Source organism: uncultured Ruegeria sp. (assembly GCF_947497005.1).
GTDB lineage: Bacteria > Pseudomonadota > Alphaproteobacteria > Rhodobacterales > Rhodobacteraceae > Ruegeria.
Genome location: NZ_CANMFF010000005.1, coordinates 150,693 through 176,843 on the forward strand (window position 1 = coordinate 150,693; position 26,151 = coordinate 176,843).

Consider the following 26,151-nt stretch of genomic DNA (forward strand, 5'->3'; position numbering starts at 1 on the left):
CGTACTGGACCCTGTTTTCCTCTCAGGAGCATTCCATGACAGACCTTACTGCAGGGTCCTTATCCGTCGATCAGATCCGCGACGAATACACAGGCATGACACGACGCAAGCGGGTCTATGGTGGCATTCTCATGATTCTGTTTGTGGCCCTGATGGCCGCAGGGTTTCGGACGGCCGACGACCGCAATGCGGGCAGCTTTATCGACGGCTGGCATCGCATTCTGGATTACCCATCCGAGGTTCTCTCTGAAGCGTGGGAAAAGATTGCGGAAATGCCAGCCAATCTAGTCACGTTTTTCCCCGCGTTGATCGAGACGCTCAACATCGCGGCGGCCGCCACGCTGGTTGGCACCATCGCCGGAACCTTTCTGGCCCTGATGTCGACACGTGGAATGGCGCTCTGGCCGTCATTGATCCCCCTGTTTCGCCGAATTTCAGACATCTTTCGTGCCATACCGGAAATCGTGATTGCCTTGGTTTTGATCTTCATTCTGGGCGGTGGTCCGGTTCCGGCAATGATCGCGATTGCAATCCACACAGCGGGCGCTTTGGGCAAGCTGTTCTCCGAGGTCAACGAAAATGCGTCTCTTAAGCCGGTCGAGGGGCTGTATTCTGTGGGCGCCAACTGGTCTCAGCGTATGTATCTGGGGGTGATCCCACAGGTCGGGCCGAACTATGTCAGCTACGCGCTATTGCGCTTTGAGATCAATATTCGCGCTTCGGCTATTCTAGGCTTCGTTGGGGCTGGTGGTCTGGGCTACGAGCTGCGCAATGCCATGTCCTGGGGGCAGGGGCGTTATGATGAGGCTGCGGCTATCTTCATCCTTCTTTTTGTCACAATCGTCGTGGTCGACCAGCTGTCTGGTATCCTGCGCGACCGTCTGACCCACGGGTCGGAAAAAGGAGCTTCGGCATGAGCACCTTCGCAACTGAGTTGTCCATTGGAGAGCTCAAGGCTGAAGCAGATCGCCTGTTCAGCCGTAAACGATTGACGAATTTCGGGCTGCCTGCGTTGGTGCTGGTCTATCTGATTTACGTTTACTTCGCGTTTGATGTGCCCGGCCTGGCTGGGCGGGCGAACTTGGAAAACGGCAAGACGCTGGTTTCGGACAGCTACAGTTACAAGACGCATATCGAGCGGGACAACCGTACAGGAGAGATTGCGGCCGCGATTGAAGGTGAGCGCAAGGGTGCCTATCCCGACGGTGAGGCCCCCGATTGGGTAGCCCTTGGTGAAACAACGGTGATTGATCTCGAAGACGGTCACGTTGTTCGCTTTGGTCCGGAAACGGTTGAATATGACATTCCCGGATACGGCACCATCCGCGCAACGCCTACGCGCGCAGCAGGTGTGCAGGCAGAGATGCCTGATGGTGTTGTCCCGGAATGGATCAACGTATCCAAGAACCGGTTGACGGTCACCACTGATGCAGGTCGCTTGACTGTCACGCGCAACCGTTCAGAAGTGTTCCGCTACTTCACGGGTTGGGAGTTGTTCTGGTTCACGCTCGACAGCCCTTACTATGGGCAGTCGTTCCCAGAATTGGCGTGGCGCGCGGCGTCGGGTGAAGCCGGTGCGATCTTCAACGATTTCTGGACCAACAAGATGTGGCGGCACCAGGATGTGGCTTGGGCCATCTTTGAGACGATCCTGATGGCGTTTCTGGGCACGCTTGGCGCAGCCATGGTGGCCCTGCCACTGGCCTTCCTGGCGACACGCAATTTCAATCCGATGAAATCCATTCGCTTTGCAACGCGTCGTGTCTTCGATTTCGTGCGCGGCGTGGATGCTTTGATCTGGACCGTCGTTCTGGCCCGCGCCTTTGGTCCCGGTCCGCTGACCGGCGCATTCGCCATTCTTGTTACGGATACGGGGACCTTCGGCAAGATATTCTCGGAAGCTTTGGAGAACGTGGATCAGAAACAAATCGAAGGCGTGCAGTCCACGGGCGCAAACGCCACTCAACGGTATCGATTTGGGGTGATCCCCCAGGTCACGCCTGTTTTACTCAGTCAACTACTCTACTTTCTTGAGTCCAACACCCGCAGCGCGACAGTGATCGGCGCAATCACAGGCGGTGGGATTGGTTTGCTGCTCACGCAAGCGATCATCACGCAAAAGGACTGGGAAGAGGTCGCCTATTACATCATCCTGATCATCTTGATGGTGATGCTGATGGATTGGTTCTCGGGCTGGTTGCGCAAACGTTTAATCCAAGGTGGGACGAGAAAAAAACGCAGGTCGCGTGACCCTAATCGCAAACGGTTTCTGCTGCCCTGAACTGAATTGAGAAGGTCAAGAAAATGGCGAGATTGCGTGCGGACCAACCATTCCTCCATCCCGACTGCCAGATCACAAACAGCAGCTTTGGTGCGTACGTAGAAGTTAGTGCCGGTAGTCGGGTCGCTAATTCAAACTGGGGGGATTACTCTTATTGCGACCGGACATGTGACATCGCGAATGCAGAGATCGGAAAATTCGCGAATATCGCAAGTTTCACACGGATAGGAGCCACGGATCACCCGCTGAAAAAGCATCTCTGCATCATTTCCACTATCGTTCGGCAGATTACTGGGATGACGCCGAAGATGATGCAGATTGGTTCGCGCACCGCGCCAGTCGCACGGCCCGGATCGGACATGATACCTGGATTGGGCATGCCGCGATCATCAAGCCCGAAGTCACAATTGGCAACGGCGCGGTCGTGGAGTCCGGTGCGATCGTGACCAAAGATGTTCCGCCCTATACGATAGTTTCTGGCGTAGCCGCCCACACCATTCGTCAGAGGTTTCCAAAGGACGTAGCGGAACGGATAGAGCAGCTGGCCTGTTGGGGTTGGGAGAACGCGCGCCTGAGGGCAGCCCTGCCTGATTTTCGCAATATGCGAGCTGAAACGTTTCTGGAGAAATACGAATAGGTTTTCCCTTCAATCGGCCAGTGCTCCCGCGCCCGCAGGAGCATCGGCTGCGCCAATGCACCTTGGCGGCCTTGGGCCCGGCGCCGCGCGTTGCGCGGCGCCATGCCCAACGGGATGAGACCTCCACAAGGAGGTCAAAGACGGGCGGGAGAGCTTTCGGATCTATCCTTCGTTCAGCGTCAGTGTGACACGTTCGCCCGCGAAAACGGTTCGGCCGTATTCAACAGGGTTTCCGTCCGGGTCCGCGTTCACTCCTACCGAGAAGAGAACCGGAGCCCCTTCAGGCAATTGGAGATGAAGGGCCTGTGTTGCGGTGGCACCGCGTGCGGTCACGCGAGTCGAGACGCGGACATAATCTGCGATGCCGCAGGCTTGCAGGGCTTTGGTCACGGACTGGGTGTCGGTCAGTGTTTGCAACAAGTCGGGAAAACGCTCTGCGGGGAACACGCTTTGAAACAGGCCTATAGGTTGCCCGTCTGCCAAGGACAATCCGTCATAGACGTGCACCGTATCTCCTTTGCTCAGGCCCAGAGCTTCGGCCTCAGCTGCATCGGCGGCGCGTGTGGTCAGCGCGAGGATTTTCTTGCCCGGTATTTTACCGCTGGCCGAGATGTTCTTGTGATACCGCACCCTTTTGCCGATCGGGTAATCCGTTGGTCGCGTTGCTACAAACACACCTGCGCCACGTCGGGCGTGAACCAGTCCTTGTTCAGACATGTCTGCCAATGCGCGCCGCACCGTGTGGCGGTTGACGCCGTACGTGGCGGCCAATTGCGCCTCGGTCGGCAGGCGATCTCCGGTTTGATAGCGCTCCTCGGCGATGTCCGAGGTCAGGCGCAGGGCGATGCTTTTCCAGATCGGCGTTTTGCTCATGTCATCAAATCTTCACGCAGTTGCGGATTGCGGCTCGGAAACTTAAAGGCTAATATTTGTCTAGTTGTATAGTTCATGTAGACAACCCGGCCAAGAGGCTTTGATGATAAATCAGACAGAAATCACGACCGAGGCGCGGAAGGAATGGATGGGCCTGCTGGCCCGTGCGCCGGACGATGCCTTGATGAGGCTATGGGACGGCATTCAGGATCGCCCGAGTTTTGAGTGGCTGCGCAGCCCCGAAGTGGGAGGCGTTATGGTGCGTGGACGCACCGGCGCTACCGGAGCGCCGTTCAACCTGGGCGAAATGACCGTCACGCGCTGCTCGGTTGTGTTGCAGGATGGCACGGTCGGTCATGGATATGTTCAGGGCAGATCGAAACCCAAGGCGGAAGCTGCGGCATTGATTGATGCCTTGATGCAGACGTCATCAGCGGATGATCTGCAGGCCCAATTGCTCAATCCGCTTCGGCAGCAAATGCAGGCGGTCAGGTCGGCGCGTGCGGCCAAAGCAGCCGCCACAAAGGTCGAGTTTTTCACGCTGGTTCGGGGGGAAGACTGATGGCGGCACAAACACAGTTTTCCGGTGGCTTTGAAAACGTACCTGTCCAGGCCGCCCATGCGTTCCGGGCGGCCATGACTGTCATGGCGCGCCCGGGTGAAATCCGCCGCCTGTCAGGTAGTGTGCCGCCTGCGCCCCTGTCCATGGCAGCTGGCACGTTGTTGCTGACGCTGTGCGATCCTGAAACTAAGGTCCATCTGGCGGGTGATGTTGACTGCGATGCGGTGCGCAAGTGGCTGACCTTCCACACGGGTGCGCCGATTGTGCCTGCGGGCCACGCTGATTTCGCCGTTGGTGCGTGGGACGCGCTCAGCCCGCTTAACGCATATAGCATCGGAACGCCGGATTACCCGGATCGGTCTGCGACCCTGATTGTGGAATGCGACCAGCTTGAACAAAGCGGCGCTGTTCTGAGCGGCCCGGGAATCAAGGACACTGCAAGGTTGTCTCTGCCGGGTGTTCCGGCACTTCAGAGCAATGCAGTGCTCTATCCGTTAGGGTGTGATTTCTTCTTTACCTGCGGTGACAAGGTCGCGGCCATGCCGCGCAGCACGCAGATCAGGACAGGGGGCTAAGCGATGTATGTTGCTGTAAAAGGGGGCGAAAAAGCCATCGAGAACGCCCATGCGTGGCTGGCCGAAGAACGCAGGGGCGCAACAGATGTGGCGGAACTGAGCATTGCACAGATCCGCGAACAATTGAGCCTGGCAGTGAACCGGGTCATGGCCGAAGGGTCTTTGTTTGATCCCGATCTCGCCGCGCTGGCCATCAAACAGGCGCGGGGCGATCTGATCGAGGCGATTTTCCTCTTCCGCGCTTATCGCACGACACTGCCACGATTTGGCTATTCCAATCCGGTCGAAACTGGTGAGATGGCCTGCGACCGCCGAATCTCGGCCACGTTCAAGGATGCGCCCGGGGGGCAGGTTCTGGGGCCGACATTTGATTACACGCACCGTTTGCTGGACTTCAAGCTGGCAGCTGATGGTGAAATCCCCGAGGCTCCTCAGGGTCCTGCACGTCAGGAACCGACGCCCCATATTACTGAATTTCTGAAGGGTGAGGACATCATTCAGGATGAACCGGCGTGTGATGAAACCCCAGGCGATCTGACGCGCCAGCCGATGGAATTCCCGTCCAACCGTCCCCTGCGCCTGCAGTCGCTGACGCGCGGGGATGAGGGCTTTGTGCTGGGCATGGCCTATTCCACCCAGCGCGGTTACGCCCGCAATCACGCTTTTGTGGGTGAGTTGCGGATCGGCAAGGTTGAAGTGGAAATGGACATTCCCGAACTGGGTTTTGCCGTTGATATCGGCGAGGTCGAACTGACCGAGTGCGAGACGGTGAACCAGTTCAAGGGTTCCAAAACCGAACCGCCGCAGTTTACACGCGGCTATGGATTGGTCTTTGGTCAGTCGGAACGAAAATCCATAGCGATGGCTCTGGTTGATCGTGCGCTGCGTTGGGAAGAGCTGGGAGAGGACAATCTGGGTGCACCTGCACAGGATGAAGAATTTGTCTTGAGCCACGCAGACAACATTCAGGCTTCCGGCTTCCTCGAGCATATCAAGCTACCGCACTACGTGGATTTCCAGTCCGAACTAGAACTGGTCCGCAAGCTGCGCCGTGAAGCCGAAGAACGCATCGCTCCAAAGGAGGCAGCGGAATGAAGGCAGTCGTTTTTGACATCGGAAACGTGTTGATCCGGTGGGATCCACATCTGGCATGGCTGGAGGAGATGGGTAGCCGCGAAGCGGTGGCAGAATTCCTGACGCGCATCGATTTCTTGGAACGCAACTTGCGGGCCGATGGCGGCGAGGTGTTCGCCGATCTTGCTGCCGAATTGGATGACGCTGAAGACCGGCAACGCCTCAGTGTATACGTTGAGCGCTATGGAGCGACCGTTCCGAACAAGATCGAGGGAACTTGGCAATTGCTCTACCGTCTTAAAGAGCAAGGTACTCCGGTTCATGCAATCACCAATTGGTCAGCGGAAACATGGCCTGTTGGTGTTGGCGCGCATCCGGAGTTGGGCGACGTCTTTGGCGTGACCGTCGTGTCCGGGCAGGAAAAGCTGTTGAAACCGCGACCAGAGATTTTCCATCTATTATGTGAGCGGGCCGGTCTACCCCCTGAGAGCTGCATTTTCATTGATGACGGGCTTCACAATGTCGAAGGCGCGCGCGCCGTTGGCATGGATGGCATCCATTTTACGACGCCTCAAGCGCTGGAAGGCGCGCTGATCGAAAGAGGTCTCCTATGAGCGAGTATAATTTCGCCTATCTGGACGAACAAACCAAGCGGATGATCCGCCGGGCTATCCTGAAAGGTCTGGCCGTTCCGGGTTATCAGGTGCCCTTTGCCAGCCGCGAGATGCCCATGCCTTACGGCTGGGGTACGGGTGGTGTTCAGGTCTCGGCCGCGACACTGACGCCGGATGACACATTCAAGGTGATTGATCAGGGGGCAGATGACACGACGAATGCTGTGTCGATCCGCAAGTTCTTTGAGAACACCGCCAGGGTCGCCACCACGGAAGAGACGGAAAAGGCCACTGTCATCCAGACCCGACACCGCATCCCCGAGGCAAAGCTGCGTGAAGACCAGATCATCGTCTATCAGGTGCCGATCCCGGAGCCGCTGCGCTTCTTGGAACCTCGCGAAACCGAGACGCGCAAGATGCACAGTCTTGAGGAATACGGACTGATGCATGTGAAACTGTATGAGGATATCAGCCAGCACGGAGCAATCTCGACCGCTTATGCCTATCCCGTGAAAGTGTCGGGCCGGTATGTGATGGACCCGTCTCCGATCCCGAAATTCGACAACCCAAAGCTTGAGATGGATGCGATTCAGCTGTTCGGTGCCGGGCGGGAGCAGCGCATTTATGCGGTGCCCCCGCACACTAAGGTCGTGAGCCTCGATTTTGAGGATTACCCGTTCGAGGCAACCAAGGCCGATCATCCCTGTGACCTGTGCGGGGCCGAGGACAGCTATCTGGACGAGGTCATCATGGATGACGCGGGCAGCCGGATGTTTGTCTGTTCCGATACCGATTACTGCCGGTCGCGCCGCGAGGCAGGCCATGTGGGTCAACTGGCCGAGGAGAACGCGGCATGACCCCCCTGTTGCAAGTCAAGGGCATCGAAAAACGCTATGGCGCGCGGATCGGATGCACGGATGTGAACTTCGATCTCTACCCCGGAGAAGTGATGGGGATCGTTGGTGAAAGTGGGTCGGGAAAGTCGACCTTGCTGAATTGCATGGCCGGTCATCTGGAGCCGGACGCGGGGCAAGTGATCTTTGATACCCGCGTGGACGGGCCGGTGGATACGGTCACCATGTCCGAGCCCGAACGCCGGATGCTGGGCCGCACGGATTGGGCCTTCGTGCATCAGCACGCACGCGACGGGCTGCGGATGTCTGTCAGCGCGGGCGGCAATATCGGTGAGCGGCTGATGGCAGTTGGCGACCGCCACTATGGTGACATTCGGGATAAGGCGATCGACTGGCTGGGCCGGGTCGAAATTGACGAAGCCCGCGTGGATGATCGCCCCAGCGCGTTTTCCGGCGGGATGCAGCAACGTCTGCAGATCGCGCGCAACTTGGTGACGGGCCCTCGGCTGGTGTTCATGGATGAGCCGACCGGAGGGCTGGACGTTTCCGTTCAGGCGCGCCTGCTGGACCTGCTGCGCGGGCTGGTGCGCGAGATGGGGCTGAGCGCCATCATCGTGACCCACGATCTGGCTGTGGTGCGTCTGCTGGCAGACCGCCTGATGGTGATGAAAAACGGTCATGTGGTCGAAGCCGGACTGACCGATCAGGTACTGGACGATCCGCAGCACGCTTATACGCAGCTGCTTGTGTCAAGCGTTTTGCAAGTTTGAGTAAATGAGGAAAGATGAAGCGATGATTGAACTGATCGACGTAAGCAAAAGCTTCACCTTGCATAATCAGGGCGGTGTCGTGATTCCGGTGATGGAAGGCGCGTCGCTGAAGGCTGAGCCGGGGGAGTGTATTGCTTTGACCGGATCATCCGGTGCAGGCAAATCGACGCTGATGCGAGTGATCTATGGCAATTATCTGGCTGCCTCTGGTCAGGTGTTGGTCGGGGGGGTGGACGTGGCCAAGGCCGAACCGCGCCAAATCCTGTCATTGCGTCGCGATACGTTGGGTTACGTCAGCCAGTTTCTGCGGGTTGTGCCTCGGGTGCCGACGCTGGACGTTGTGGCAGAACCCTTGTTGGCGGTCGGGTGTGACAACGAAGCGGCGCGGGGCAAGGCAGCCGGTTTGTTAGAACGGCTGAATATCCGCGAGCGTTTGTGGACCCTCAGCCCCACGACGTTTTCTGGCGGTGAACAGCAGCGGGTGAACATCGCGCGCGGCTTTGCACATGACTATCCGGCGATGTTGCTGGATGAGCCAACGGCGAGCCTGGATGCACAGAACCGCGAAACCGTTCTGTCCCTGATCGAAGAAGCAAAGCACCGCGGTGCTGCGATTGTCGGGATTTTCCACGACCTTGAAGCGCGTGAGCGGGTCTGTGACCGAGAGGTCAATGTCTCGGATTTCACACCCGGGTTGGCTGCATGACGCTTGCCCCGGTCATCGCCGTTGTCGGCCCCTCGGGCGTCGGTAAAGACAGCGTCATGCAGGCGTTGGTGGCAAAGGCACCGGGCATCCAACGTTTGCGGCGTGTGATTACCCGCCCCGAAGGGAAAGAGGGCGAGGATTTCGACCGGGTTTCTGTCGAGAGATTTCAGCAGATGGAACGAGACGGTGCTTTTGCGCTGAGTTGGCCTGCGCATGGGTTGTTTTACGGCGTACCAAACGCGATTGCGCAGCAACGGCAGGAGGCCGACGCTGTTCTGGTCAACCTGTCTCGTGCGGTATTGGTGCAGGCGCAGGAGGTCTTTGGCGATCTGATCGTGATCTCACTGACTGCCAAAGCCGGGGTTCTGGCACAACGACTGTCCTTAAGAGGGCGGGAAAACGCGGGTGAACAAGCGCGGCGGCTGGGTCGAGCCAAAGCGCCTTTGCCCGACGGTTTGAACCGGATCATCGAGGTCGACAACTCCGGCGCGCTGAAAAACACGGTCGCCGAGATCCTCTTGCGGCTTCAACCGGAGAGCGCATAGCGATGGATCAGGTGAAACCGCCCATCTTCAGCCTCGCCCATCAGGGCCAAATCGATGATCTGAAGGGGTTGCGGCAGCAACGGGGCGAGATGGGTCTGCAGCGCTTCCTGGGTCGCCCTAAGGGTCGGTTTGTCCAGCTTGCCGCTGAGCGTTATGTGAAAGCGAAACTCGTCCAGCACGTAAGGATATCCCCACTGAACCAGATTGGCGTCCTGTTCCGGGGTCAGCCCGGCGGCGCGGCGGCGGGCCAGTTCAGCCTCAGATACTACCTCGCGAAAACCGTCCAACTCCTGAACGCAGGCGTTGGCCAAGGTATTCAGCGCCTGAGTCCCGCCCAACGGGCGCAGAGCCAGAAAGCGGCCAAGCCGGGTGGTTTCAAGACCATCCAGCATGACAGGGGGCTGGCTGGAGGCGAGTTGACCGCAAGCTGTGCGCAAGGCGTCGAACGTTTGTCCGTCGCGCAGTCGGAACGGCGGCTTCAGGGTCGCGTGCAGCCCGTATTTTCGCGGCACTTCCGTGACCGCTGCAACGTCGATTCCCCTAACGTCCGGATGCGCAACCCGCGTTGCGGTTTCCATGTCCCAACCCAGCCAACTGGTTGCAAAATTCGTCCATTCCGCCCCAGCGGGTGGCGCAAAATAGATCGCGTATCGCGTGAATGTCACATTGGCCTCCTATTGCGTGGCCTTCCTCTACCTCAAAATACGTGAAGTTCAGATGACAGAAGACTTGATCCTTGCCAATGCTACGCTTGTGTTGCCGAATGAAACCGTAACCGGAAGAGTCCGAATTGTCGGAGAGACTATTGTCGAGATCGACACTGGAAACGGGGTTCCGGCCGGCGCGATTGATTGCGAGGGCGATTATGTCAGCCCCGGCCTCGTCGAGCTGCACACCGATAACCTTGAGCGTCACATTCAGCCCCGTCCCAAGGTAGACTGGCCACATGCCGCTGCGATCCTTGCGCATGACGCGGAACTGGCCAGCACCGGGATCACAACAGTGTTCGACGCCATGCGGGTGGGTTCGATTCCATCCGGGGCGGGTCGGTATGGGAAATACGCCCGTGGCCTGTCGCAAGAGTTGTGGGATCTGCGTGAACAGGATGCGCTTAAGATCAGTCACTTCCTGCACCTGCGGGCTGAGGTGTGTTCAGAAACTCTGCTCGAAGAGCTGGATGAATTTGAACCCAAGGACAGGGTTGGTCTTGTTTCCATAATGGATCACACACCCGGCCAACGTCAGTTCCGCGACATGAACAAGCTGGAATCTTATCTGAAGGGTAAATATGCCATGGACGATGATACGTTCTTTCAGCATGTGGCCCAGTTAAAAGGTCTTCGGGATCGCAATGGTGATGTGCATGAGGTCGAAACCGTCAAGGCGGCCCGCCGATTTGGAGCTGTTTTGGCCAGTCATGACGACACGACTGAAGATCAGGTGAAAGTGTCCGCAGGCCATGGCATCCGTCTGGCTGAATTCCCGACCACCGTCGAGGCAGCGCGGGCCTGCCACGAGAACGGCATTCGGGTGATGATGGGCGCGCCGAACATTATTCGCGGTGGGTCGCATTCGGGCAATGTAGCAGCCCGCGAGTTGGCCGAGCTTGGACACCTGGACATCATGTCTTCGGACTATGTGCCGTCGGCATTGCTGCTGTCGGCGGCCATGTTGGGCGAAATATGGGGCGACATGGCGCGCGGGATCGAAACGGTGACGCTGGCCCCAGCACAAGCGGCAGGATTGGAAGATCGCGGTGAATTGCGCGCAGGTGCGCGTGCAGACGTCATACGTTTTCGGATGCGTGCAGGTGTACCGGCTCTGAGCTCGGTCTGGTCGCGTGGTCGACGGGTTGCGTGATCAGGCCGTGTAGAACAGATAGCGGTCCGGGGCGATGGTCTCGGGCCCTTTGATCTGGTTGAAGCCGACGAGGGGTTGACCGGAAATCAGTAATCCTCCGGGCTGCATAACCCGCGCGATTAGCGGGCTGAGAAGTGCCGCCTCAGCCACATCTTCGTGTTTGATCCCACGCCCGAAATCGTAATGCGCCAGCGCGATCCTGCGTCCTTCAGCCGCCAGCTTCTGAAGCATTGGCTCAGCCTCGCCTTGCAGGAAGTTTTCGGTCGGTGGGGTACTGTCCGGATGGCATTGCAGAACCCGATCCATCACCCAGATCCGGCGCGCTGCAAGGATTTCGCGCAGGTGGTCATAAGTGCGACCATTGCCCAACCCCATGTCCAGCACATCACCCGGCTGGCCGCTGATTTGCTCGGCTGCCCAATTCAATCCGTCGCGTTGGGCCGTCAGTCGGCGCAGCATGGAATCCAGTCGGCTCATGGTGATGTCCTTATTTGTTTTTCGGCGCGATCCAGGCCGTGCCGGGGCCGCGCAGCAGTTTGCGCAACAAGACCTCGGTAAAGACCCAGATGTCCTGATCATGGACCAGATGATGGGTCAAGACGCCAAATGGCTCGGTGTTGTCCGTGCGGCCTTGGCGTCGGTTCCGCAACAGCTCGACTGTCTGCGCGATCAGGGTTTCAGGCGAGATCAGACCGCGTGTGCCACGCCAGTCAATCGGGTCCAGATGAGTGTTGACCTGCTCGAGTCCCGATGCGACCAGACGCGTTTTGCGCGGTGTCGCCGTGGACAAGATGCGGTATCCCAGATTCGGAAGCTGTTCGATCAATTCCGGCGCGATGCGGTTCCATGGGGGAACGAACATAGGTCTCACATTGTCCCCAAAGAGGGCGCCGAGCCGCGCCATCCCAACCTGCGCATCCACAACCATCTCGTCCAGTGTGCGATTTAGACGAAACTCGGCCTTCTTCTGACCATTGAGCGCATGGTTCGTGTGTGCCCACCCATGCACCACAGGGATGAGCGATGGTCGCCCTTCAGCATACTCGGCCAGTGCACCGGTAGCGTCGCGGGGTATGACCGCCAGATGAACAGGCAGGTTCAGATTTTCAGCCAGGTCGGACAGGTGATCCAACTGTCGTGTCGGAGCGACGGCGTCATCATCACGCCACCACAGTGGCAGGGACAAACCTGCAGCGCGCCAGTGGTCCAGTTCGGCGTCCAAAGGGTGCCAGTCAGGGTTCATGTCCGCTGCTCCAGCAGGCGTTTGGCGATGCGCACGGTTTGAGCGGCCCCGTCAAACCCGAAATCCTGTTGTGCACGGGGTCCGTCAGCCACGACACGCTCTACCGCTTGGGCCAATGCGTCCCCGCTCAACGCCTGACTTTCCAGGACATCGATTGCGGACAGGCCTGACAGGCTCTGCCCACGCAAGCCTTGCTCGACCTCCTTACCGTCATCAAACGGGACAAAAACTGCGGGGGTTCCGCTTTGCAAAATATCCATGGCGGTGTTGTAGCCGCACATGCTGACAGATGCCGCCGCGCGCGGCAACATCTGGCGAAAGTCCGGTCGCACAGGTTCCAAAATCACCGAGGTCTCTTCAGTCTGCCGAGACAGCTCATCAATCCGTGCTTCCGCGTCCGTTCCGCCTACCAACAGGCGCCAGCGCCTGTTGGGCATCTGGCGGGCGGCCTCGATGGCCGCGCGAAAGATCGGCTGCCCAACTGAGCCGCCGCCAGCGCTGACCAGGATTTCACCCTGACCTAGCGCATCTGGGTGTGGTTGAGGTAATGTCGGCGCAACAAAGCCGGTATAGTGCAGCCGTTTGGCCAACCGTTCCGACACCGGCCAACTGACCGACAAGGGTGTCACGCTTTCGGTCGAATGAACCAGAATGCCGTCATAAAAATGGGTCACTATGTCATCCGCGCGCTCTGCCTTAGCGGGTTTCGACGGCGGTGCCAGAATGTCCCGGATCGATCCGAGAATGACAGGACGCTTGGGCAAGGCGCTTGCCGCGTTCAGGGCCGCATCAAACTCTGTAGCCAACGATCGGCGGCCGAAGGGGTAAAGCTCGGTGATCAGGACCTGCGGCTGGAAACTCTCCACCGCCTTTACCAGGGCTGTCACGCGTGCAGTGTGATAGGCATTGTCAGCCTCTACGCCACTTTCGGTCAATAAACGGGTGAAGTTTGTCCCGTCCGACCTGAGAGGCGGCAGGCCAAACAAAGTCATGCCGCGGCTGTCCAGTTGGGGTGCCGACATACCACCAGTGACGACCATGACGTCGTGGCCGTCATCCCTAAATGCCCGCCCCAGCGTCAGAGCCCGGCTGAGATGCCCGGTCCCCAACAGATGCGTAACGACAATCATCACCTTCATTGCAGAGCCTCGCGCTTGATCAGGCGAATGGGGTCGGGGTCGGCGATCATCGTATCCATATCGACGATATACAGTCGATTGCGTTTGATCCTGAAGGGGGCAGGGCCGTCAAAATTCCAGCCCCACGCCTGCGCAAGTATGACGCGCATGATGCCGATATGGCAGACAGCGACTGTATCGCGACGCAGTCCGGACACCCAAGGGCGCAACCTGTCCCGGACATCGGCCGGGCTTTCGCCGTTTGGCGGGCGGAAATTCCAGCTCCAATCTTCGATATGACGGTAACCGCTTGTGGTGTCTTCGATCAGGTCGACCCCGCGCAGACCTTCCCAATCGCCCCAGTTCATTTCGGTTAGTGCGTCTGTAGTTTTTGGGCTACGGCCAGAAACAATCTGCGCCGTTTTACTAGCCCGCTGCAATGGGCTGGACCAGATTTCGGCTCCTGCCCACCCGTCCGGCAGGCGATAGCCTGCCAATTCGGATCGCGCGTCATCGTCGAGCGGAATGTCGCTACGCCCCTGTATCCGTCCCGCGCGATTCCAACAGGTATGCCCGTGGCGGAGCAGTGCAAGCCGGGTCATGATGCGTTTTTCAACAAGGGCCGGAGCGTAGCCCACAAGCGCTCTGTCGCTAGTGGCAACAGATGTCGCGTCTCTATATGGCTGCGTGCAGCATCGCCAAGCGTATGGCGCAATGTGGAATCCTCAAGCAGTATTTGCATATGACCGGCAAGGCCTTTGGCCCCGGTATCAACAGATGGATAGGCCGTAGGGGCCAGCACATCCCGCACTCCGGGCCGATCCTGAGCGATCACAGGCAGGCCCGCGGCCTGAGCTTCGAGGTAAATCATACCATAGGCCTCGTTTACACCGGGCCATACAAGCAGGGATGACTGTTGATAGATACGTTGCATTGCTTTCTGGTCGAGTTGGCCCAAAAACTGGACCCGAAGCCCGAACGGCGTCATCAGCGCTTCAACCTCTGTTCGTGCCGGACCGTCGCCTGCGATGTTCAGATGCCAGTCGCCTGTCAGATAAGAAAGCGCATCGGCGAGTATCCGGTAAGAGGACAGTTTGTCCCCGTGCCGCATCATGCCAACTGTCAGCATGGATCCATCGCCGGCAGTGGCGGCGGGCAGTTCGGACACCGGCAGGAACGGTGGCAGTTCAATCAGAGCCTGCGCGCCAAAACGGTCTCGTTTCAATGTGATCAGGTCATTGGCGGTGTGAAAAAAGATCACGTCGGCTGCGTCGCAGGCGCGATGCGCCGCAGCGGCGAAGTCGGCCCAGGGCCCGTTCAGCCTGCTTGATGCGCGGGTACTTTCCAGTTGCACATACGGAATGCCGCGCGCCTTGCAGAGTTGAGGACCAAGTAGGTCGGGGGCTTTGTAATAGTTGTGATAGGTCACCCACAGGTCGGTATCATAGGGCAGCCGGGTCATCAGCCGTTGCGCTTCCTTGTCTGCCACGCGCTGCAGAGAAAGCTGCACATCCTTGTCGCCGATTTTGTCATATATCCGCAGATCCGAGACAAGATCGACGGTGTCGCCTTCTGCTGCGAGTGCCCTGATCAGGTTTCGCGCCATTTCGCGGTCGCCCGAAGGGGTCGGACTGTTGGGGGATTTCATTGGTGCATAAAACGCAACCCGTGCCATTATGCGGTTTCCATACACAAGGCGTTGAGGCGCTTCGACAGGCGGGCAATGCCGGGGTTCATCTGAAACTCGGCAATCAGTCGATCATGCGCCGCACGCGCCATTTGTGCTGCCTGTTGCGGATCAGCTGCCAAATCTTCAATAGCTGCGGCCAGAGCGCTGGGTTCGTCATCGGACAAGATGCCATGAGTTCCGGTTTTGATGAATTCAGGGATCGCAGATATAGGAGTCGACAGGATAGGCAAAAGCTGCGACGCGGCCTCCATCAGCACATTCGGCAACCCGTCGCGGTCGCCATCCGCCGCGATGCGGCTGGGCAGGACAAACAGATCGGCCTTTCGCATCGCCTCGATCACTTCGGGCTGATCACAGGCCCCTTTCCAGGTGATGCGGTCCGCAAAACCCGCATCCTGTGCCTGTTCCCGAAGGAGATCGCCCAGACCACCGCCACCGATATGGGTCCAATGCCAGTCCAGCCTGTCCGGCAGCAAAGCAAAAGACGCGATCAGGCGGTCAAACCCTTTTTTTTCGACCAGCCGCCCGACCGAGATCATGTGGAATGGGCCGTCTGCTACGCGCAACGCGCGCTTCGGCGGTTCCGGAAACCGCGACAGGTCGAGACCGTGATAGATCAGCTCCATACGGGAAGGATCATCTGCCAAGCCACGCAGATGTTCGGCCCCGATCTCTGTGCAGGTGGCCCCAAACGCAGCCCCATGCGTTGCAGCCTGCAGCTTTTCGCGTTTTTCCCATACCGGCGAAGTCCAGATGTCCTTGGCGTGGGCAGAAAAGCTCCATGGTAATCCGCGCATGATGGCGGCATAGCGGGCCACCGACGACGGTGTGTGCATGAAATGTGCGTAAAGCCCCTGCACGCTGGCGGGCAACTCGGCGGCCAGAACGCAGGCCTGTCCGAACCTGCGGATGCGATTGGGCGTCAGGTCGCGTTTCAGGTCCTGTCGCCAGATCCGATAGGCCTCGGCATAGCCGGGAAGCGATTGGGCGACGGCGCGTGCCGCCCAGACCCGTTTTGGTTCGTCATAAAGATATTCCGGTAAGTACCGGACCTGCCCTGTGAAGCGGTCGTGCAGAGGGTGGCGTTTCGTGTCGGTCGGGTGGCGCAGAGACCAGATGTCAAAGCGATGCCCGGCTTCCTGCAAGGCGACTAGCTCTTGCGCAATGAACGTTTCAGACAGTCGCGGCCAGCCTTTGACCACAACCGCCAGGTTAGAAGAGGGCGAAGTCATCCGGTGGCTCGTTCCTGTTCCCAGGTCAGCAGGCTGTCGATACGGTCGGTGACATAGTCCAGCCCGTCCAGCAATCCGCTCTGAATAGCCTGGGACGGCAGGGATTGGTGCGGCAGTTCCCGAATGGCGCGGATCATTGATTCTGGCGTCAGGCCATCCCGGGTCTCATCCAGCATTCGGACAAGGCCCAGCCCTTCTGCGCGCGATGCGCGAATCCATTGTTCCAGTCGGGGGGTGGTGCGTGGGACGATGACGGCGCGTTTGTCGAAGGACAGTACCTCGCAGAACGTGTTGTAGCCGCCCATGCAGACAACACCTTCGGCCCCTGCAAATAACGTTTCGATCTGGGATTCGAACCCGACAGCCGTCACACGACCGTTTAGCGCGGCAACGCGGGTTTCGAAATCTTCGCGCAGCTCGCCGGACAGGAACGGACCATAGACCAGAACGGCACGTGGCGAGAGATCCGGGTCCTTTTCATACGCGGACAGGACGAGGTTGACCATCGCCTTGCCATCACCTCCGCCGCCGGGCGTGATCAGGATATAAGGCTGTTCCGGGGGGCCTCCGACGGGGCCGAGATCCCGGCGCAGATAGCCGGTCCAGTGAATGCGCGATTGCGCCGCCGCGCTTAGTGGAAGCCCTTGCGTCGGATCATAGATCGACTGCAACCCGTAAACCCAGATTTCGTGATAGAACCGCTCGGTCGCGTCAATGGCTTCCTTGCGCGCCCATTCGGCGGCCAACACTTCGGGTTCGTCTAGAACATCGCGCAACCCAAGCACCAGTTTCGTTCCGCAGTTATGTTGCAGGTAGTTCAGTGTTGGCAGCAACTCACCGCGGAATCCCGTTGGCTCCTTGTCGACGATCAGAACATCGGGATCGAATTGCTGAACAGCCGTTTGAATCAGACCCGACCGCAATTCGGTCACTTCCTCGATACCCATTCCGATTGTGCGTGCGGCATAGGACCCGTCCGCACGCTTGGTCACACCGGGCAGGCGCACGTGATCAACACGGCGGGGAAACGTAAACCGGCCAGCCACGGGCGAGCCAGTCAGAATCAGTGCCGACGCACTTTGATCTGCCCTTGTGATCGCCGCAGCCAATGCGCGCGACCGGCGCAGATGGCCCAGACCAAACGTGTCGTGACTGTAAAACAGGATACGCGGCGCGCGGTCCGGTTTGGAATTGGTTTTGCCTAGGCTCATAGTGTTGCCCGTCTTCTTGACCCCGGTTCGAAATCCGCGCGTTTGCAAGCGTTACCGTATATTTCCCAGCCACGCTTGCCAAAGGCGGAATTGTGCTTCCGCAAATGTTCCAAGCATTGCGATTTGGCAACAGCATATTGACAACTTCGCGACATATCGCACCAACACTTGAGAATGATCGCATAAGGATCGGGAAACTGGCAAAGAGGGCAGAGCCCGAAACTTGCGTTTGTTCATATTCAATTTTTACCAGATTGAAAACATCTGTGGCCAGGCAGTGCGTCAAGAACACGCCCACCGTGGATATTGAGGTGACTTCGCCGGAGTGTTTGAACTGTCTGAAACGCTTCTGTAATCTGTCCGCTATCGAGAAAACTGGATACAAAACCCTATGAAACAATCCTTTCCGGCCGCAATCTTTCTGGCTTTATGGGCTTTTGTTCTGGCGTTTCCTGTCGGCGTTTCAGCGCAAACTTCCCTGATTCCTGGCTATGGCACGGGCAGCTCGTCTGAAGCCTCGCAAGAAAGCGATCTGGCCGCCGCAATCCGTGCGGCCAGCGAAGCGGGCGCAAATGTGATTGTCATCGACAGCGCAGGTCAGGTTGTGACAACGGCTGGTGGTGCGGGTGCGGGCTCGGGTGATGCCACGAGCGAATCGAACAATCCCATGGGTGACGGTTCGCAGTTGATGAAGGCGCAAGAACGGTTCTCGAAATTCCGTGAGTCGATGCTATCTCGGCTTGAGGCACTGCCTTATTCGATCTTCGAGGTGCAGTATGTTCTGCGCCAGACCAGCCCAGATGGCCGCATCCAGACCTATGCCGAGGTATTGGCGTGGAACATCTTGTTCCTGCTTCTTGGGCGTTGGCTCTCTATCGAACTCTATGGCAAGCGCTTTGCACGGCGTTGGGTTGTGGCCCGGGTCAAAGACGATCCGGTAGGGTATCGCGAAAAGATGCCTTTCCTTGTTTTCCGCTTCCTGATGGGGATCGGGGGCACGATTTTTGCCATGTTGATGGCTCTGATTGTCGGGTACCTGTTCTTTGGTGAAGCCGAAGATATATCGATCCAGTTCACAGTAACGGCGATCTTTACCGCGTATTTCCTTTCGCGCACGGTTTCGGATCTGTGGCGTATGGTTCTCTCACCTTTCCTCAGCCAATATCGCCTTCCGCCATTCTCGGACCGGGACGCCAAGCGATTGTATATCTGGGCTTCGGCATTGGCGACATACGACATTTCGGTTGTACTTTTTTCGACCTGGGTTGCGGATTTTGGCCTGAACTACAACGTCTACGCGATGGTGTACGGCGGCCTGACTATGCTGGGCGCCTTTGGCAATGTTCTGATGATATTGTTCAATGCGCGAGCGATCTCGAACGCAATCCGTGGTGGGCGGCCATCCGATCAGGTTTCGTGGCTGTCGCGGTTCCTATCCTTCGGCTGGGCGCCTGCACTCATCGTCTATGTCGTATTCAGCTGGTTCCGTCTGGCCGTTGATCTAGCGCTGGAGAACCCGACGCCGCTGCCGCTGATCGCGAGCAGCTATATGATTTTCATGTCCGTCGTCATTGCCTATGGCGCGATGAATTATCTGCTGGAACGGTATTTTGACCGTTCCCGAATGATCGACGAGTTAAACGAAGAAGCCTTGGCTTCGGACGAAGATTTCGAGCCGGTGGAAACACCCGAAGCCGAACAACGCAAACAGTATCTTCTGACCTACGAAGATCTGGCCCGTCGGGTGGCTGGGATTCTGGCCTTCGTGATCGGTGCCTATGCGCTTGTTGTAATTTGGTATCCGGAAGCCGACTGGAGTCAGGATCTTCCGGTGGAACGTGCGCTGGATGTAATGGTCATTTTATTTATCGGCTACATTCTGTTTCATTTCTTCCGCATCTGGATCGACAGCAAGATCGCGGAAGAATCCGATGACGGCACTGAGGCCGAACTGGGCGACGAAGGCGGTGAGGGCGGGCAAAGCCGTTTGGCGACGCTGTTGCCATTGTTCCGCGGCGCCATTTTGGCCGTTGTGGTTGTTACGATCGTGCTGATCGTTCTCATGGAGTTGGGCATCAATGTCAGCCCGTTATTCGCGGGCGCTGGTGTGGTTGGTCTGGCAGTGGGCTTCGGATCACAAACCCTGGTGCGAGACATCTTTTCAGGGGCGTTTTTCCTTATGGACGATGCCTTCCGGAAAGGCGAATACATCGACATAGGGGATGTCAAAGGTACCGTCGAAAAAATCTCGGTCCGGTCTTTCCAACTGCGCCACCATCTTGGTGCGCTGAACACGATTCCCTTTGGTGAAATCAAAGTCCTTACGAACTATTCCCGTGACTGGGTGATCATGAAACTGCCGTTGCGCGTGACCTATGACACTGATGTGGAAAAAGTACGCAAGCTGATCAAGAAGCTGGGTCAGGAACTGCTGAGCGATCCTGTTATTGGGGATAATTTCATCCAGCCGCTGAAATCTCAGGGTGTGATCGAGATGCAGGACTCCGCGATGATCATCCGGGTCAAGTTCATGACCAAACCGGGTGATCAATGGCTGGTCCGCAAGAAGGTCTATCAGGATATTCGCGAGTTGTTTGCCCGGGAAGGCATCAGGTTCGCGCATCGCGAAGTCACCGTCAGGTTAGCGGATGGCAAAGAAGCCGAAGACTTGACGCCGAAGCAGCGTGAGGCCGTGACCGGTGCAGCCCAGGCCGCGATTGACGAGGACTATCTGGACGATATCGGGCCGGGTGGCGACGACCGCTAGGGGCGCTCCCGCCGGTTCGGATTGCGTCTCTGACGAGACGCGGCCCAAACCGTTGGGCCAGGCCGCGCGTCCCGCGCGGCGGTCGGGTCAGCCAGACCGGAAGGGCCATACAGGGTCAGATGTGCCCAGTTTTGACGAGGGCAAATCCCAGTGCATGACAGTCGCTCCGACCCGGAGAGCAGGGTTGAGGCGCTGACCGGGACCCCAGCCAGAGGCCTCAGACACCCCGTTGTAATCTGTCTTCACCTGACTGATGGGCGCTGCATCGACATCGTCCTTGCCAAGTACGGCCAGGAGTTCGGCGGTGCGGGCCAGGGACAGATGTGCGTGCATTACGGACTTGCCCGTTGCGGCCTCGGCCAGTGCCGATAGCGCAGCGGCTGCCATCAGATATCCTGTCGCGTGATCCAGAGCCTGAACAGGCAGGGGGGTTGGTTTGTCCGCGCCAGCCCAACCCATCCCGGCATGAGCGATACCTGCGCTCATCTGGACAAGGCTGTCAAACCCGCGCCGGGTTGACCATGGGCCTTGCCAGCCATAGGCATCCAGTGTGACTTCGATCCGGTTCGGAGCCAGCTCGTCACGTTTGGCCCGTGTCAGACCCAGAGCATCCAGCGCGCCGGGCCGGTACCCGTGCACGAACACATCCGCCTGCGACATCAACCCATGCAGACGCCCGAGGCCTTCTTCTGATTTCAGGTCGAGATAGGCGCAGTGTTTCCCCAGCGAGATGTCCGGAATCACCCCGGGTTCATCCCAGCCGGGTGGATCAATCCGCAAAACCTCGGCCCCGAAACCGGCCAATGTACGCGTTGAAACCGGGCCGGCCAGAACTCGTGTCAGATCCAGCACCCGTAATCCTGCCAGAGGCCGTTCAACCGTTGCCTGAGGCCTGTCGCGCAGTTTGACATAACGTGGCCCTTGCCAGCCGATCAACGGGTCGCGCGACACGGCACGTCCTTGCGGATGATCGAGCCACTCTGCCCGGCTGCGCATGGCCGCTGCGACCCCACCTTCGGCTATGACTGCCGTTTCCAGATTCGATACTGCCCAGGACCTGACTGCTTTTGCCACGGCCTCACGCTCTGGCGGGGCGCCAAGGACTTTCAGTGCAGCAGCGCGATGACGAGGCAGGTTCGTGTGCAACCTGATCCAGCCATCGGCAGCTTTGTAATCGCCCGCGACCGCATCCCACAGGCTAGGCATTTCCCATCCGTCCGGTTTGAATGAATAGCCGAACCATAAAGATGCCAACCGGTGATCAATGGTGATCTCAGGTGTTTTTGAGGATAGGTTGAGCGCCTGCACCAGCCGGGCCATTTCCTGGCCCACGGTTGCAAAACTCGCGGTCGCCAGTTCAGAAACGGCGAAGACGCTTGGCAGAGCGCCTGCGCCATTTCTGCGATAGCTGTTGGCAGCGGGAAGAGTGGCCAGAAGGCTCATTGCTGATAGGGGTCCAGACTGTCGCGGAGCCCGTCACCCAGGAAGTTGAACGCCAACACAATGACGATGATCGGTAGCATCGGGATGGCCGTCCACGGGTAGATCTCGATCGAAGCGAGGTTCTGCGCGTCGTTCAGCATCACACCCCAGCTGACGGCAGGCGCACGCAAGCCGAGACCAAGGAAACTGAGTGCGGTTTCCCCAAGGATCATGGCTGGGATCGACAAAGTGGCCGACGCGATCAGGTGCGACATGAAGTTCGGCAGCAGATGCTTGCGGATCACCCGACCTGAGCTTGCGCCCATCATCTCGGCCGCGCGGACATATTCCTCTTCACGCAGCGACAGGAATTTGGCGCGTACGGATCGCGCCAGCCCCGGCCAATCAAGGATGCCCAGGATGATCGAAATGATGAAAAATACCGCGACCGGGCTCCAGTTCGAAGGCACGGCGGCGGACAGGGCCAGCCACAGCGGCAATTCAGGCAGCGAACGCAGGATTTCGATAACCCGGTTGATGGTCCAGTCGATACGCCCGCCGAAATAGCCAGCCACCGAACCGAATAGGATGCCAAGAAAGAAAGACACCGAGATACCGATCAAACCCACAGTCAGAGACAGCTGTGCGCCATAGAGAATACGACTGAAGATGTCGCGGCCCAACCGGTCAGAGCCCCAAAGGAACAGGGTGGCACCGTCCGGTGCGCAAAAGAGATGCGTGTCTACCTTGACCAATCCGGCCAGACGATACTCAGAACCTTCACAAAAGAACCTGATCGGACGTGGGTCGTCGGTGTCAGGGACGAACTTCCACTGGAACGTTTCCAGATCCGCTTCTGCGACGATTGGATAGACATGGGGGCCGACGAACTTGCCTTCATAAAACCAGTTTACGGATTGAGGCGGCGCGTAAAGATGTTCTCCGTTGCGGTCATTTGGCCCATAGGGAGCAATGAAACCTGCAAAGGGCAACATCACATAGCACAGAAACAGGAAGACGCCCGAGATCAGGCCCAGTTTATGTGTACGGAACTTGCGCCAGACCAGCAGCCAATTAGGGGCATCCAGATCGGCGCGCTCCAGTTGCTGGATCGAGGCCTGCGGATCAAATGGCGCATCATCGACGAAGCGGTTGTCAGGACGGTCGGTCATGCTTCGCGCCCCTCATATCGAATGCGTGGGTCCAGCATCACCAGCAGAATATCCGAGATCATCGTGCCGATCAGCGTCAATAGCGCGACAAACATCAGGATGAACGCGGACAGGAATTGATCCTGCGTTTTCAGTGCGGTCAGCAGGGTCGGGCCGATGGTTTGCAGGCCCAGAACAACCGAGACCAGAACCGAGCCGGAGACCATTGATGGTAGCAAGTTACCGATGTCCGCAACGAAAGGGTTGAAGGCCACACGCAGGGGGTATTTGGTCAGCATCCGCGACGGGGCCATGCCCTTGGCAATGGCGGTTTCCACGTAAGGTTTTCCCAACTCATCCAGCATATTCGCGCGCAGGCGCTGCATCATCGCCGATGCGCCCGAGGTGCCAATGACGAAGGTTGGAACGATCAGGTGGATCAAAATGGATTTCAGCTTGGCCCAGCTCATCGGCTCACCTTCAAAACTGGGATCCATCAGGCCCCCGATTGGCAGGTTGAAATACTGGTGGCCATAGTAAAATAGGATCAGCGCCAGCAGAAAGTTGGGTGTCGCCAAGCCCAGATACCCCACGAAAGCCGAGGTATAGTCGATCCATGTCCGCGACCGCGCTGCTGCCAGGACGCCCAGGGGCAGGGCTACGGCATAGACAAACAGGATTGCGGCCAGATTGACGACAACTGTCAGCCAAAGCGTATCACCGACGATTTCGGATACAGGGCGGTCGAATTCGAAGGACCAGCCATAATTGCCCTGAATCAACCCGGAAAACCCGTGCGGCCCGGGCCAGAAGCCAGCCCAGATCAGATACTGTTCCCACATGGGGCGATCCAGCGCGTATTCAGCACGCAGGAATTCTGCCTTTGCGACGCCTGCCGACTGACCCGAGGCCTGAAGTTCGGCGATCTGGTTGCTCAGGTAATCGCCGGGCGGAAGGTTGATGATTACAAAAACCAGAACCGAGACCACCAACAACGTCAGCAGCATCGTGAAAAAGCGATACACCGCATAGCGCAGCATGACCATTTAGCTGCTCCTGCTTAGTCGGCGAAAAAGAACTCGTCCGGGCGGTGGACGCCGAAATGTGCACCGGGTTCCCAAGCCCACATGGCTTGTTCCGGTACATTGCGCAGGCGGTTTGACACGACAACAGGTTGCGGTGCTCCGTTCAAAATGCCGATGGCATAGAGCTGGTCCGCATGGATGTTCAACATCTCGGTCCAGACAGCCTCGCGGTCTTCATCGGTCTTGGCGATTTGCCATTCATGCGCCAACTCCATCAGACGTTCAGCTTCTGGCAAATCGGGGGCTTCGCCTACTTCTCCACCGGTCTGATAGTACTGCCCCCATTTTGGCCAGGCCAGAAAGACCTGATCTGTTGGGGCCAGATAGGCTGGCGATGTGTGCGCCTGCGGAATCCCGTCATCCCAACCAAACCAGACGGACGCCATCGAGTTGCCCGCAAAAACACGGTTGCGCAGGATATCGCGATCCAGCGGGCGCATGATCAGTTTGACGCCGATTTCGCGCCATGTGTCCGTGACGATTTGCAAGGCGTTTTCGACCTCCTGCCGCTCACCTGCGGTTTCGATCACCAGTTCCATCGGGCGACCGTCTGGCAACAGGCGAATGCCGTTTTTGTCGCGCTGGTCCAAACCGGCCTCATCCAGAAGCGCATTGGCTTGATCGATATCGTACTGCGCCCAGGCCTTGGCATTCTCCTCATCATAGAAGGGCGAGGCGGGCAGAACCGACATCGCGCCAGGATGCGCAAGTTTAAAGTACAGGGCCTGATTGATGGTTTGCCGGTCAATGGCCAGCGACAAGGCGCGCCGCACACGTACGTCACGCAACACATTGCGCCAGGCGTCATCGGCGAAGTTGAGGTTCGGATAGATCGCAATCTGCGACGCTACGCCGGTTTTCCACAACAGCGTCTTGTATCCACCTTGCGCTTCACCTTTTTTCAGAATTGATGCATCCCGGAAAGCAAGTCCGCGACCTTGCAGATCGCTTTCACCAGCGTTGGTTTTGGCGGCAACAAGACCAGAGGCGACGATCTCCATCTCGACCACATCAATATAGGGAAGTTGTACCCCCTTGCTGTCGATGCGGTGATAATACGGGTTCCGGACAAAGTTGTGGCGGATCTTCTTGCCCGAGCTTGCGTTTAGCCATGGCTGCAACGTCGGAAGTTCGTGGTTGTCGAACTTATACAGATTGTCCAGCTTGTTGTGCAGCGCTGCCCAGCTTTTGACCCTTGCATCGTCAACCTGAAAGGCAAGCTCTTCGGCGTCTGCGTATTTCTCGTGATATTGTTTCAGAAACCCGGCCGGCCGGTAAATAAAGGGCGGTCGCGCCTGGGCCAGTGATTGCAGGAAATCCGGGTTTGGGTCATCCCATTCGAAGATCACCGTGGTTTCATCCGGGAACGTGACTTTGGGTGCCTTGCCTTCGACGATCAGAAAATCAGGCGGGCCCGACGGGCTGAGCAATTCGTTATTGGCAACATCTTCCCACCAATAGCGGAAGTCTTCCGACGTAAAGGGCGAGCCGTCCGACCACTTGTGTCCTTCGCGCAGTTTCAGGGTGAACCTGCGATTGTCCTCATTTTCAAACGAGGCCAGCAGGTCGGGGATAATTTCGTAATCCTGGTTGAAGCCGACCAGCCGGGCATAGCCATAAACAACCATCTGTCGGATGTCTTTGGATCGTGTGACCATGGTGCGCAGGGTTCCACCCGGTGTTCCGAATTCCCGTCCTTTTGCGGATAGATCAACAATCAACGGATCCTTCGGCAAGCGTTCCTGCACGGGCGGAAGATTGCCGCTTTCAACTTCGGCGCTCCAAAAGGTGCTTTCCTGAGGTGCCGGGATTGTTTCCGCCGCCGCGGGCAGCATCCCGGATAAAGCCAGCGAAACGGCCAGCAGCAAGGGGCAAGTGGTC

25 protein-coding genes and 1 pseudogene are annotated in these 26,151 nt (G+C 58.2%); 13 read left to right on the forward strand and 13 right to left on the reverse strand.

Going from position 1 to position 26,151, the window contains the following annotated elements:
• Nucleotides 1–35 precede the first annotated feature (35 nt).
• From phnE (Q0816_RS09105) to Q0816_RS09115, 3 genes and pseudogenes are all read left to right on the forward strand, one after another.
• Nucleotides 36–917, forward strand: coding sequence for a phosphonate ABC transporter, permease protein PhnE (phnE, locus tag Q0816_RS09105; RefSeq protein WP_298849653.1), 882 nt, complete (start codon nucleotides 36–38; stop codon nucleotides 915–917).
• Complete coding sequence (gene phnE, locus Q0816_RS09110) at nucleotides 914–2,281, forward strand: phosphonate ABC transporter, permease protein PhnE (RefSeq protein ID WP_298849654.1); 1,368 nt, start codon at nucleotides 914–916, stop codon at nucleotides 2,279–2,281. The genes phnE (Q0816_RS09105) and phnE (Q0816_RS09110) overlap by 4 nt, the downstream gene beginning before the upstream one ends.
• Before the next feature lie 23 nt (nucleotides 2,282–2,304).
• Nucleotides 2,305–2,918: pseudogene (locus tag Q0816_RS09115) on the forward strand (chloramphenicol acetyltransferase).
• A gap of 162 nt (nucleotides 2,919–3,080) precedes the next feature.
• On the opposite strand, the gene phnF reads toward Q0816_RS09115, so the two are convergent.
• A complete protein-coding gene (gene phnF / locus Q0816_RS09120) occupies nucleotides 3,081–3,791 on the reverse strand; it encodes a phosphonate metabolism transcriptional regulator PhnF (protein WP_298849656.1) in 711 nt (236 codons plus the stop codon).
• 103 nt (nucleotides 3,792–3,894) lie between these two features.
• Here phnF and phnG point away from each other — a divergent pair, with 103 nt between their 5' ends.
• Genes phnG through Q0816_RS09160 form a run of 8 tightly spaced genes read left to right on the forward strand, consistent with a single transcriptional unit; the run spans nucleotide 3,895 to nucleotide 9,491 of the window.
• A complete protein-coding gene (gene phnG, locus Q0816_RS09125) occupies nucleotides 3,895–4,353 on the forward strand; it encodes a phosphonate C-P lyase system protein PhnG (protein ID WP_298849658.1) in 459 nt (152 codons plus the stop codon).
• Nucleotides 4,353–4,928 carry a phosphonate C-P lyase system protein PhnH gene (phnH, locus tag Q0816_RS09130; RefSeq protein WP_298849659.1) on the forward strand — a complete coding sequence of 192 codons (576 nt, stop codon included), beginning with the start codon at nucleotides 4,353–4,355 and terminating at the stop codon, nucleotides 4,926–4,928. The genes phnG and phnH overlap by 1 nt, the downstream gene beginning before the upstream one ends.
• Before the next feature lie 3 nt (nucleotides 4,929–4,931).
• Nucleotides 4,932–6,023, forward strand: a complete 1,092-nt coding sequence (locus tag Q0816_RS09135) for a carbon-phosphorus lyase complex subunit PhnI (protein ID WP_298849661.1) — start codon at nucleotides 4,932–4,934, stop codon at nucleotides 6,021–6,023.
• Nucleotides 6,020–6,616: an HAD family phosphatase gene (locus tag Q0816_RS09140; RefSeq protein ID WP_298849663.1), complete on the forward strand. Its 597-nt coding sequence runs from the start codon at nucleotides 6,020–6,022 to the stop codon at nucleotides 6,614–6,616. Before Q0816_RS09135 ends, Q0816_RS09140 begins: the two co-directional genes overlap by 4 nt.
• Entirely contained in the window at nucleotides 6,613–7,473 is an 861-nt protein-coding gene (locus Q0816_RS09145) for an alpha-D-ribose 1-methylphosphonate 5-phosphate C-P-lyase PhnJ (protein WP_298849665.1), read from the forward strand. Before Q0816_RS09140 ends, Q0816_RS09145 begins: the two co-directional genes overlap by 4 nt.
• Nucleotides 7,470–8,240 (forward strand): phosphonate C-P lyase system protein PhnK, encoded by a 771-nt coding sequence (gene phnK / locus Q0816_RS09150; protein ID WP_298849667.1) that lies wholly within the window; start codon nucleotides 7,470–7,472, stop codon nucleotides 8,238–8,240. Before Q0816_RS09145 ends, phnK begins: the two co-directional genes overlap by 4 nt.
• 22 nt (nucleotides 8,241–8,262) lie before the next feature.
• Nucleotides 8,263–8,946, forward strand: a complete 684-nt coding sequence (gene phnL / locus Q0816_RS09155) for a phosphonate C-P lyase system protein PhnL (protein ID WP_298849919.1) — start codon at nucleotides 8,263–8,265, stop codon at nucleotides 8,944–8,946.
• Nucleotides 8,943–9,491 (forward strand): AAA family ATPase, encoded by a 549-nt coding sequence (locus tag Q0816_RS09160; protein ID WP_298849669.1) that lies wholly within the window; start codon nucleotides 8,943–8,945, stop codon nucleotides 9,489–9,491. The genes phnL and Q0816_RS09160 overlap by 4 nt, the downstream gene beginning before the upstream one ends.
• Here Q0816_RS09160 and Q0816_RS09165 read toward each other — a convergent pair.
• Entirely contained in the window at nucleotides 9,473–10,156 is a 684-nt protein-coding gene (locus Q0816_RS09165) for a DUF1045 domain-containing protein (RefSeq protein ID WP_298849671.1), read from the reverse strand. The two genes, Q0816_RS09160 and Q0816_RS09165, sit on opposite strands and share 19 nt — an antisense overlap.
• Before the next feature lie 52 nt (nucleotides 10,157–10,208).
• On the opposite strand from Q0816_RS09165, the gene Q0816_RS09170 reads away from it, so the two are divergent.
• The gene (locus Q0816_RS09170) at nucleotides 10,209–11,351 is read left to right on the forward strand and encodes an alpha-D-ribose 1-methylphosphonate 5-triphosphate diphosphatase (protein ID WP_298849673.1); all 1,143 of its coding nucleotides are present in this window, start codon (nucleotides 10,209–10,211) and stop codon (nucleotides 11,349–11,351) included.
• On the opposite strand, the gene Q0816_RS09175 is transcribed toward Q0816_RS09170, so the two are convergent.
• The 7 genes from Q0816_RS09175 to Q0816_RS09205 are packed head-to-tail and all read right to left on the reverse strand — an operon-like array spanning nucleotide 11,352 to nucleotide 17,845.
• On the reverse strand, nucleotides 11,352–11,828 hold the full coding sequence (locus tag Q0816_RS09175; RefSeq protein WP_298849674.1) for a class I SAM-dependent methyltransferase: 477 nt from the start codon (nucleotides 11,826–11,828) through the stop codon (nucleotides 11,352–11,354).
• 10 nt (nucleotides 11,829–11,838) lie between these two features.
• On the reverse strand, nucleotides 11,839–12,594 hold the full coding sequence (locus Q0816_RS09180; protein ID WP_298849676.1) for a polysaccharide deacetylase family protein: 756 nt from the start codon (nucleotides 12,592–12,594) through the stop codon (nucleotides 11,839–11,841).
• Nucleotides 12,591–13,733, reverse strand: a complete 1,143-nt coding sequence (locus tag Q0816_RS09185) for a glycosyltransferase (RefSeq protein ID WP_298849678.1) — start codon at nucleotides 13,731–13,733, stop codon at nucleotides 12,591–12,593. Before Q0816_RS09185 ends, Q0816_RS09180 begins: the two co-directional genes overlap by 4 nt.
• A complete protein-coding gene (locus Q0816_RS09190; RefSeq protein WP_298849679.1) occupies nucleotides 13,730–14,314 on the reverse strand; it encodes a histidine phosphatase family protein in 585 nt (194 codons plus the stop codon). Before Q0816_RS09190 ends, Q0816_RS09185 begins: the two co-directional genes overlap by 4 nt.
• Nucleotides 14,311–15,387, reverse strand: a complete 1,077-nt coding sequence (locus Q0816_RS09195; protein ID WP_298849681.1) for a glycosyltransferase family 4 protein — start codon at nucleotides 15,385–15,387, stop codon at nucleotides 14,311–14,313. The genes Q0816_RS09190 and Q0816_RS09195 overlap by 4 nt, the downstream gene beginning before the upstream one ends.
• Complete coding sequence (locus Q0816_RS09200; protein ID WP_298849683.1) at nucleotides 15,387–16,634, reverse strand: glycosyltransferase family 4 protein; 1,248 nt, start codon at nucleotides 16,632–16,634, stop codon at nucleotides 15,387–15,389. Before Q0816_RS09200 ends, Q0816_RS09195 begins: the two co-directional genes overlap by 1 nt.
• Entirely contained in the window at nucleotides 16,631–17,845 is a 1,215-nt protein-coding gene (locus Q0816_RS09205) for a glycosyltransferase (protein ID WP_298849685.1), read from the reverse strand. Before Q0816_RS09205 ends, Q0816_RS09200 begins: the two co-directional genes overlap by 4 nt.
• Nucleotides 17,846–18,236: 391 nt before the next feature.
• On the opposite strand from Q0816_RS09205, the gene Q0816_RS09210 reads away from it, so the two are divergent.
• A complete protein-coding gene (locus Q0816_RS09210) occupies nucleotides 18,237–20,612 on the forward strand; it encodes a mechanosensitive ion channel family protein (RefSeq protein WP_298849687.1) in 2,376 nt (791 codons plus the stop codon).
• Nucleotides 20,613–20,699: 87 nt separating this feature from the next.
• Here the strand turns inward: Q0816_RS09210 and Q0816_RS09215 are convergent, their stop codons facing one another.
• The 4 genes from Q0816_RS09215 to Q0816_RS09230 are packed head-to-tail and all read right to left on the reverse strand — an operon-like array spanning nucleotide 20,700 to nucleotide 26,105.
• A complete protein-coding gene (locus tag Q0816_RS09215) occupies nucleotides 20,700–22,055 on the reverse strand; it encodes a CoA transferase (protein ID WP_298849689.1) in 1,356 nt (451 codons plus the stop codon).
• Entirely contained in the window at nucleotides 22,052–23,206 is a 1,155-nt protein-coding gene (locus Q0816_RS09220; RefSeq protein WP_298849691.1) for an ABC transporter permease, read from the reverse strand. The genes Q0816_RS09215 and Q0816_RS09220 overlap by 4 nt, the downstream gene beginning before the upstream one ends.
• Nucleotides 23,203–24,231 (reverse strand): ABC transporter permease, encoded by a 1,029-nt coding sequence (locus Q0816_RS09225; RefSeq protein WP_298849693.1) that lies wholly within the window; start codon nucleotides 24,229–24,231, stop codon nucleotides 23,203–23,205. Before Q0816_RS09225 ends, Q0816_RS09220 begins: the two co-directional genes overlap by 4 nt.
• Nucleotides 24,232–24,245: 14 nt before the next feature.
• A complete protein-coding gene (locus Q0816_RS09230; RefSeq protein ID WP_298849921.1) occupies nucleotides 24,246–26,105 on the reverse strand; it encodes an ABC transporter substrate-binding protein in 1,860 nt (619 codons plus the stop codon).
• Nucleotides 26,106–26,151: the final 46 nt, after the last annotated feature.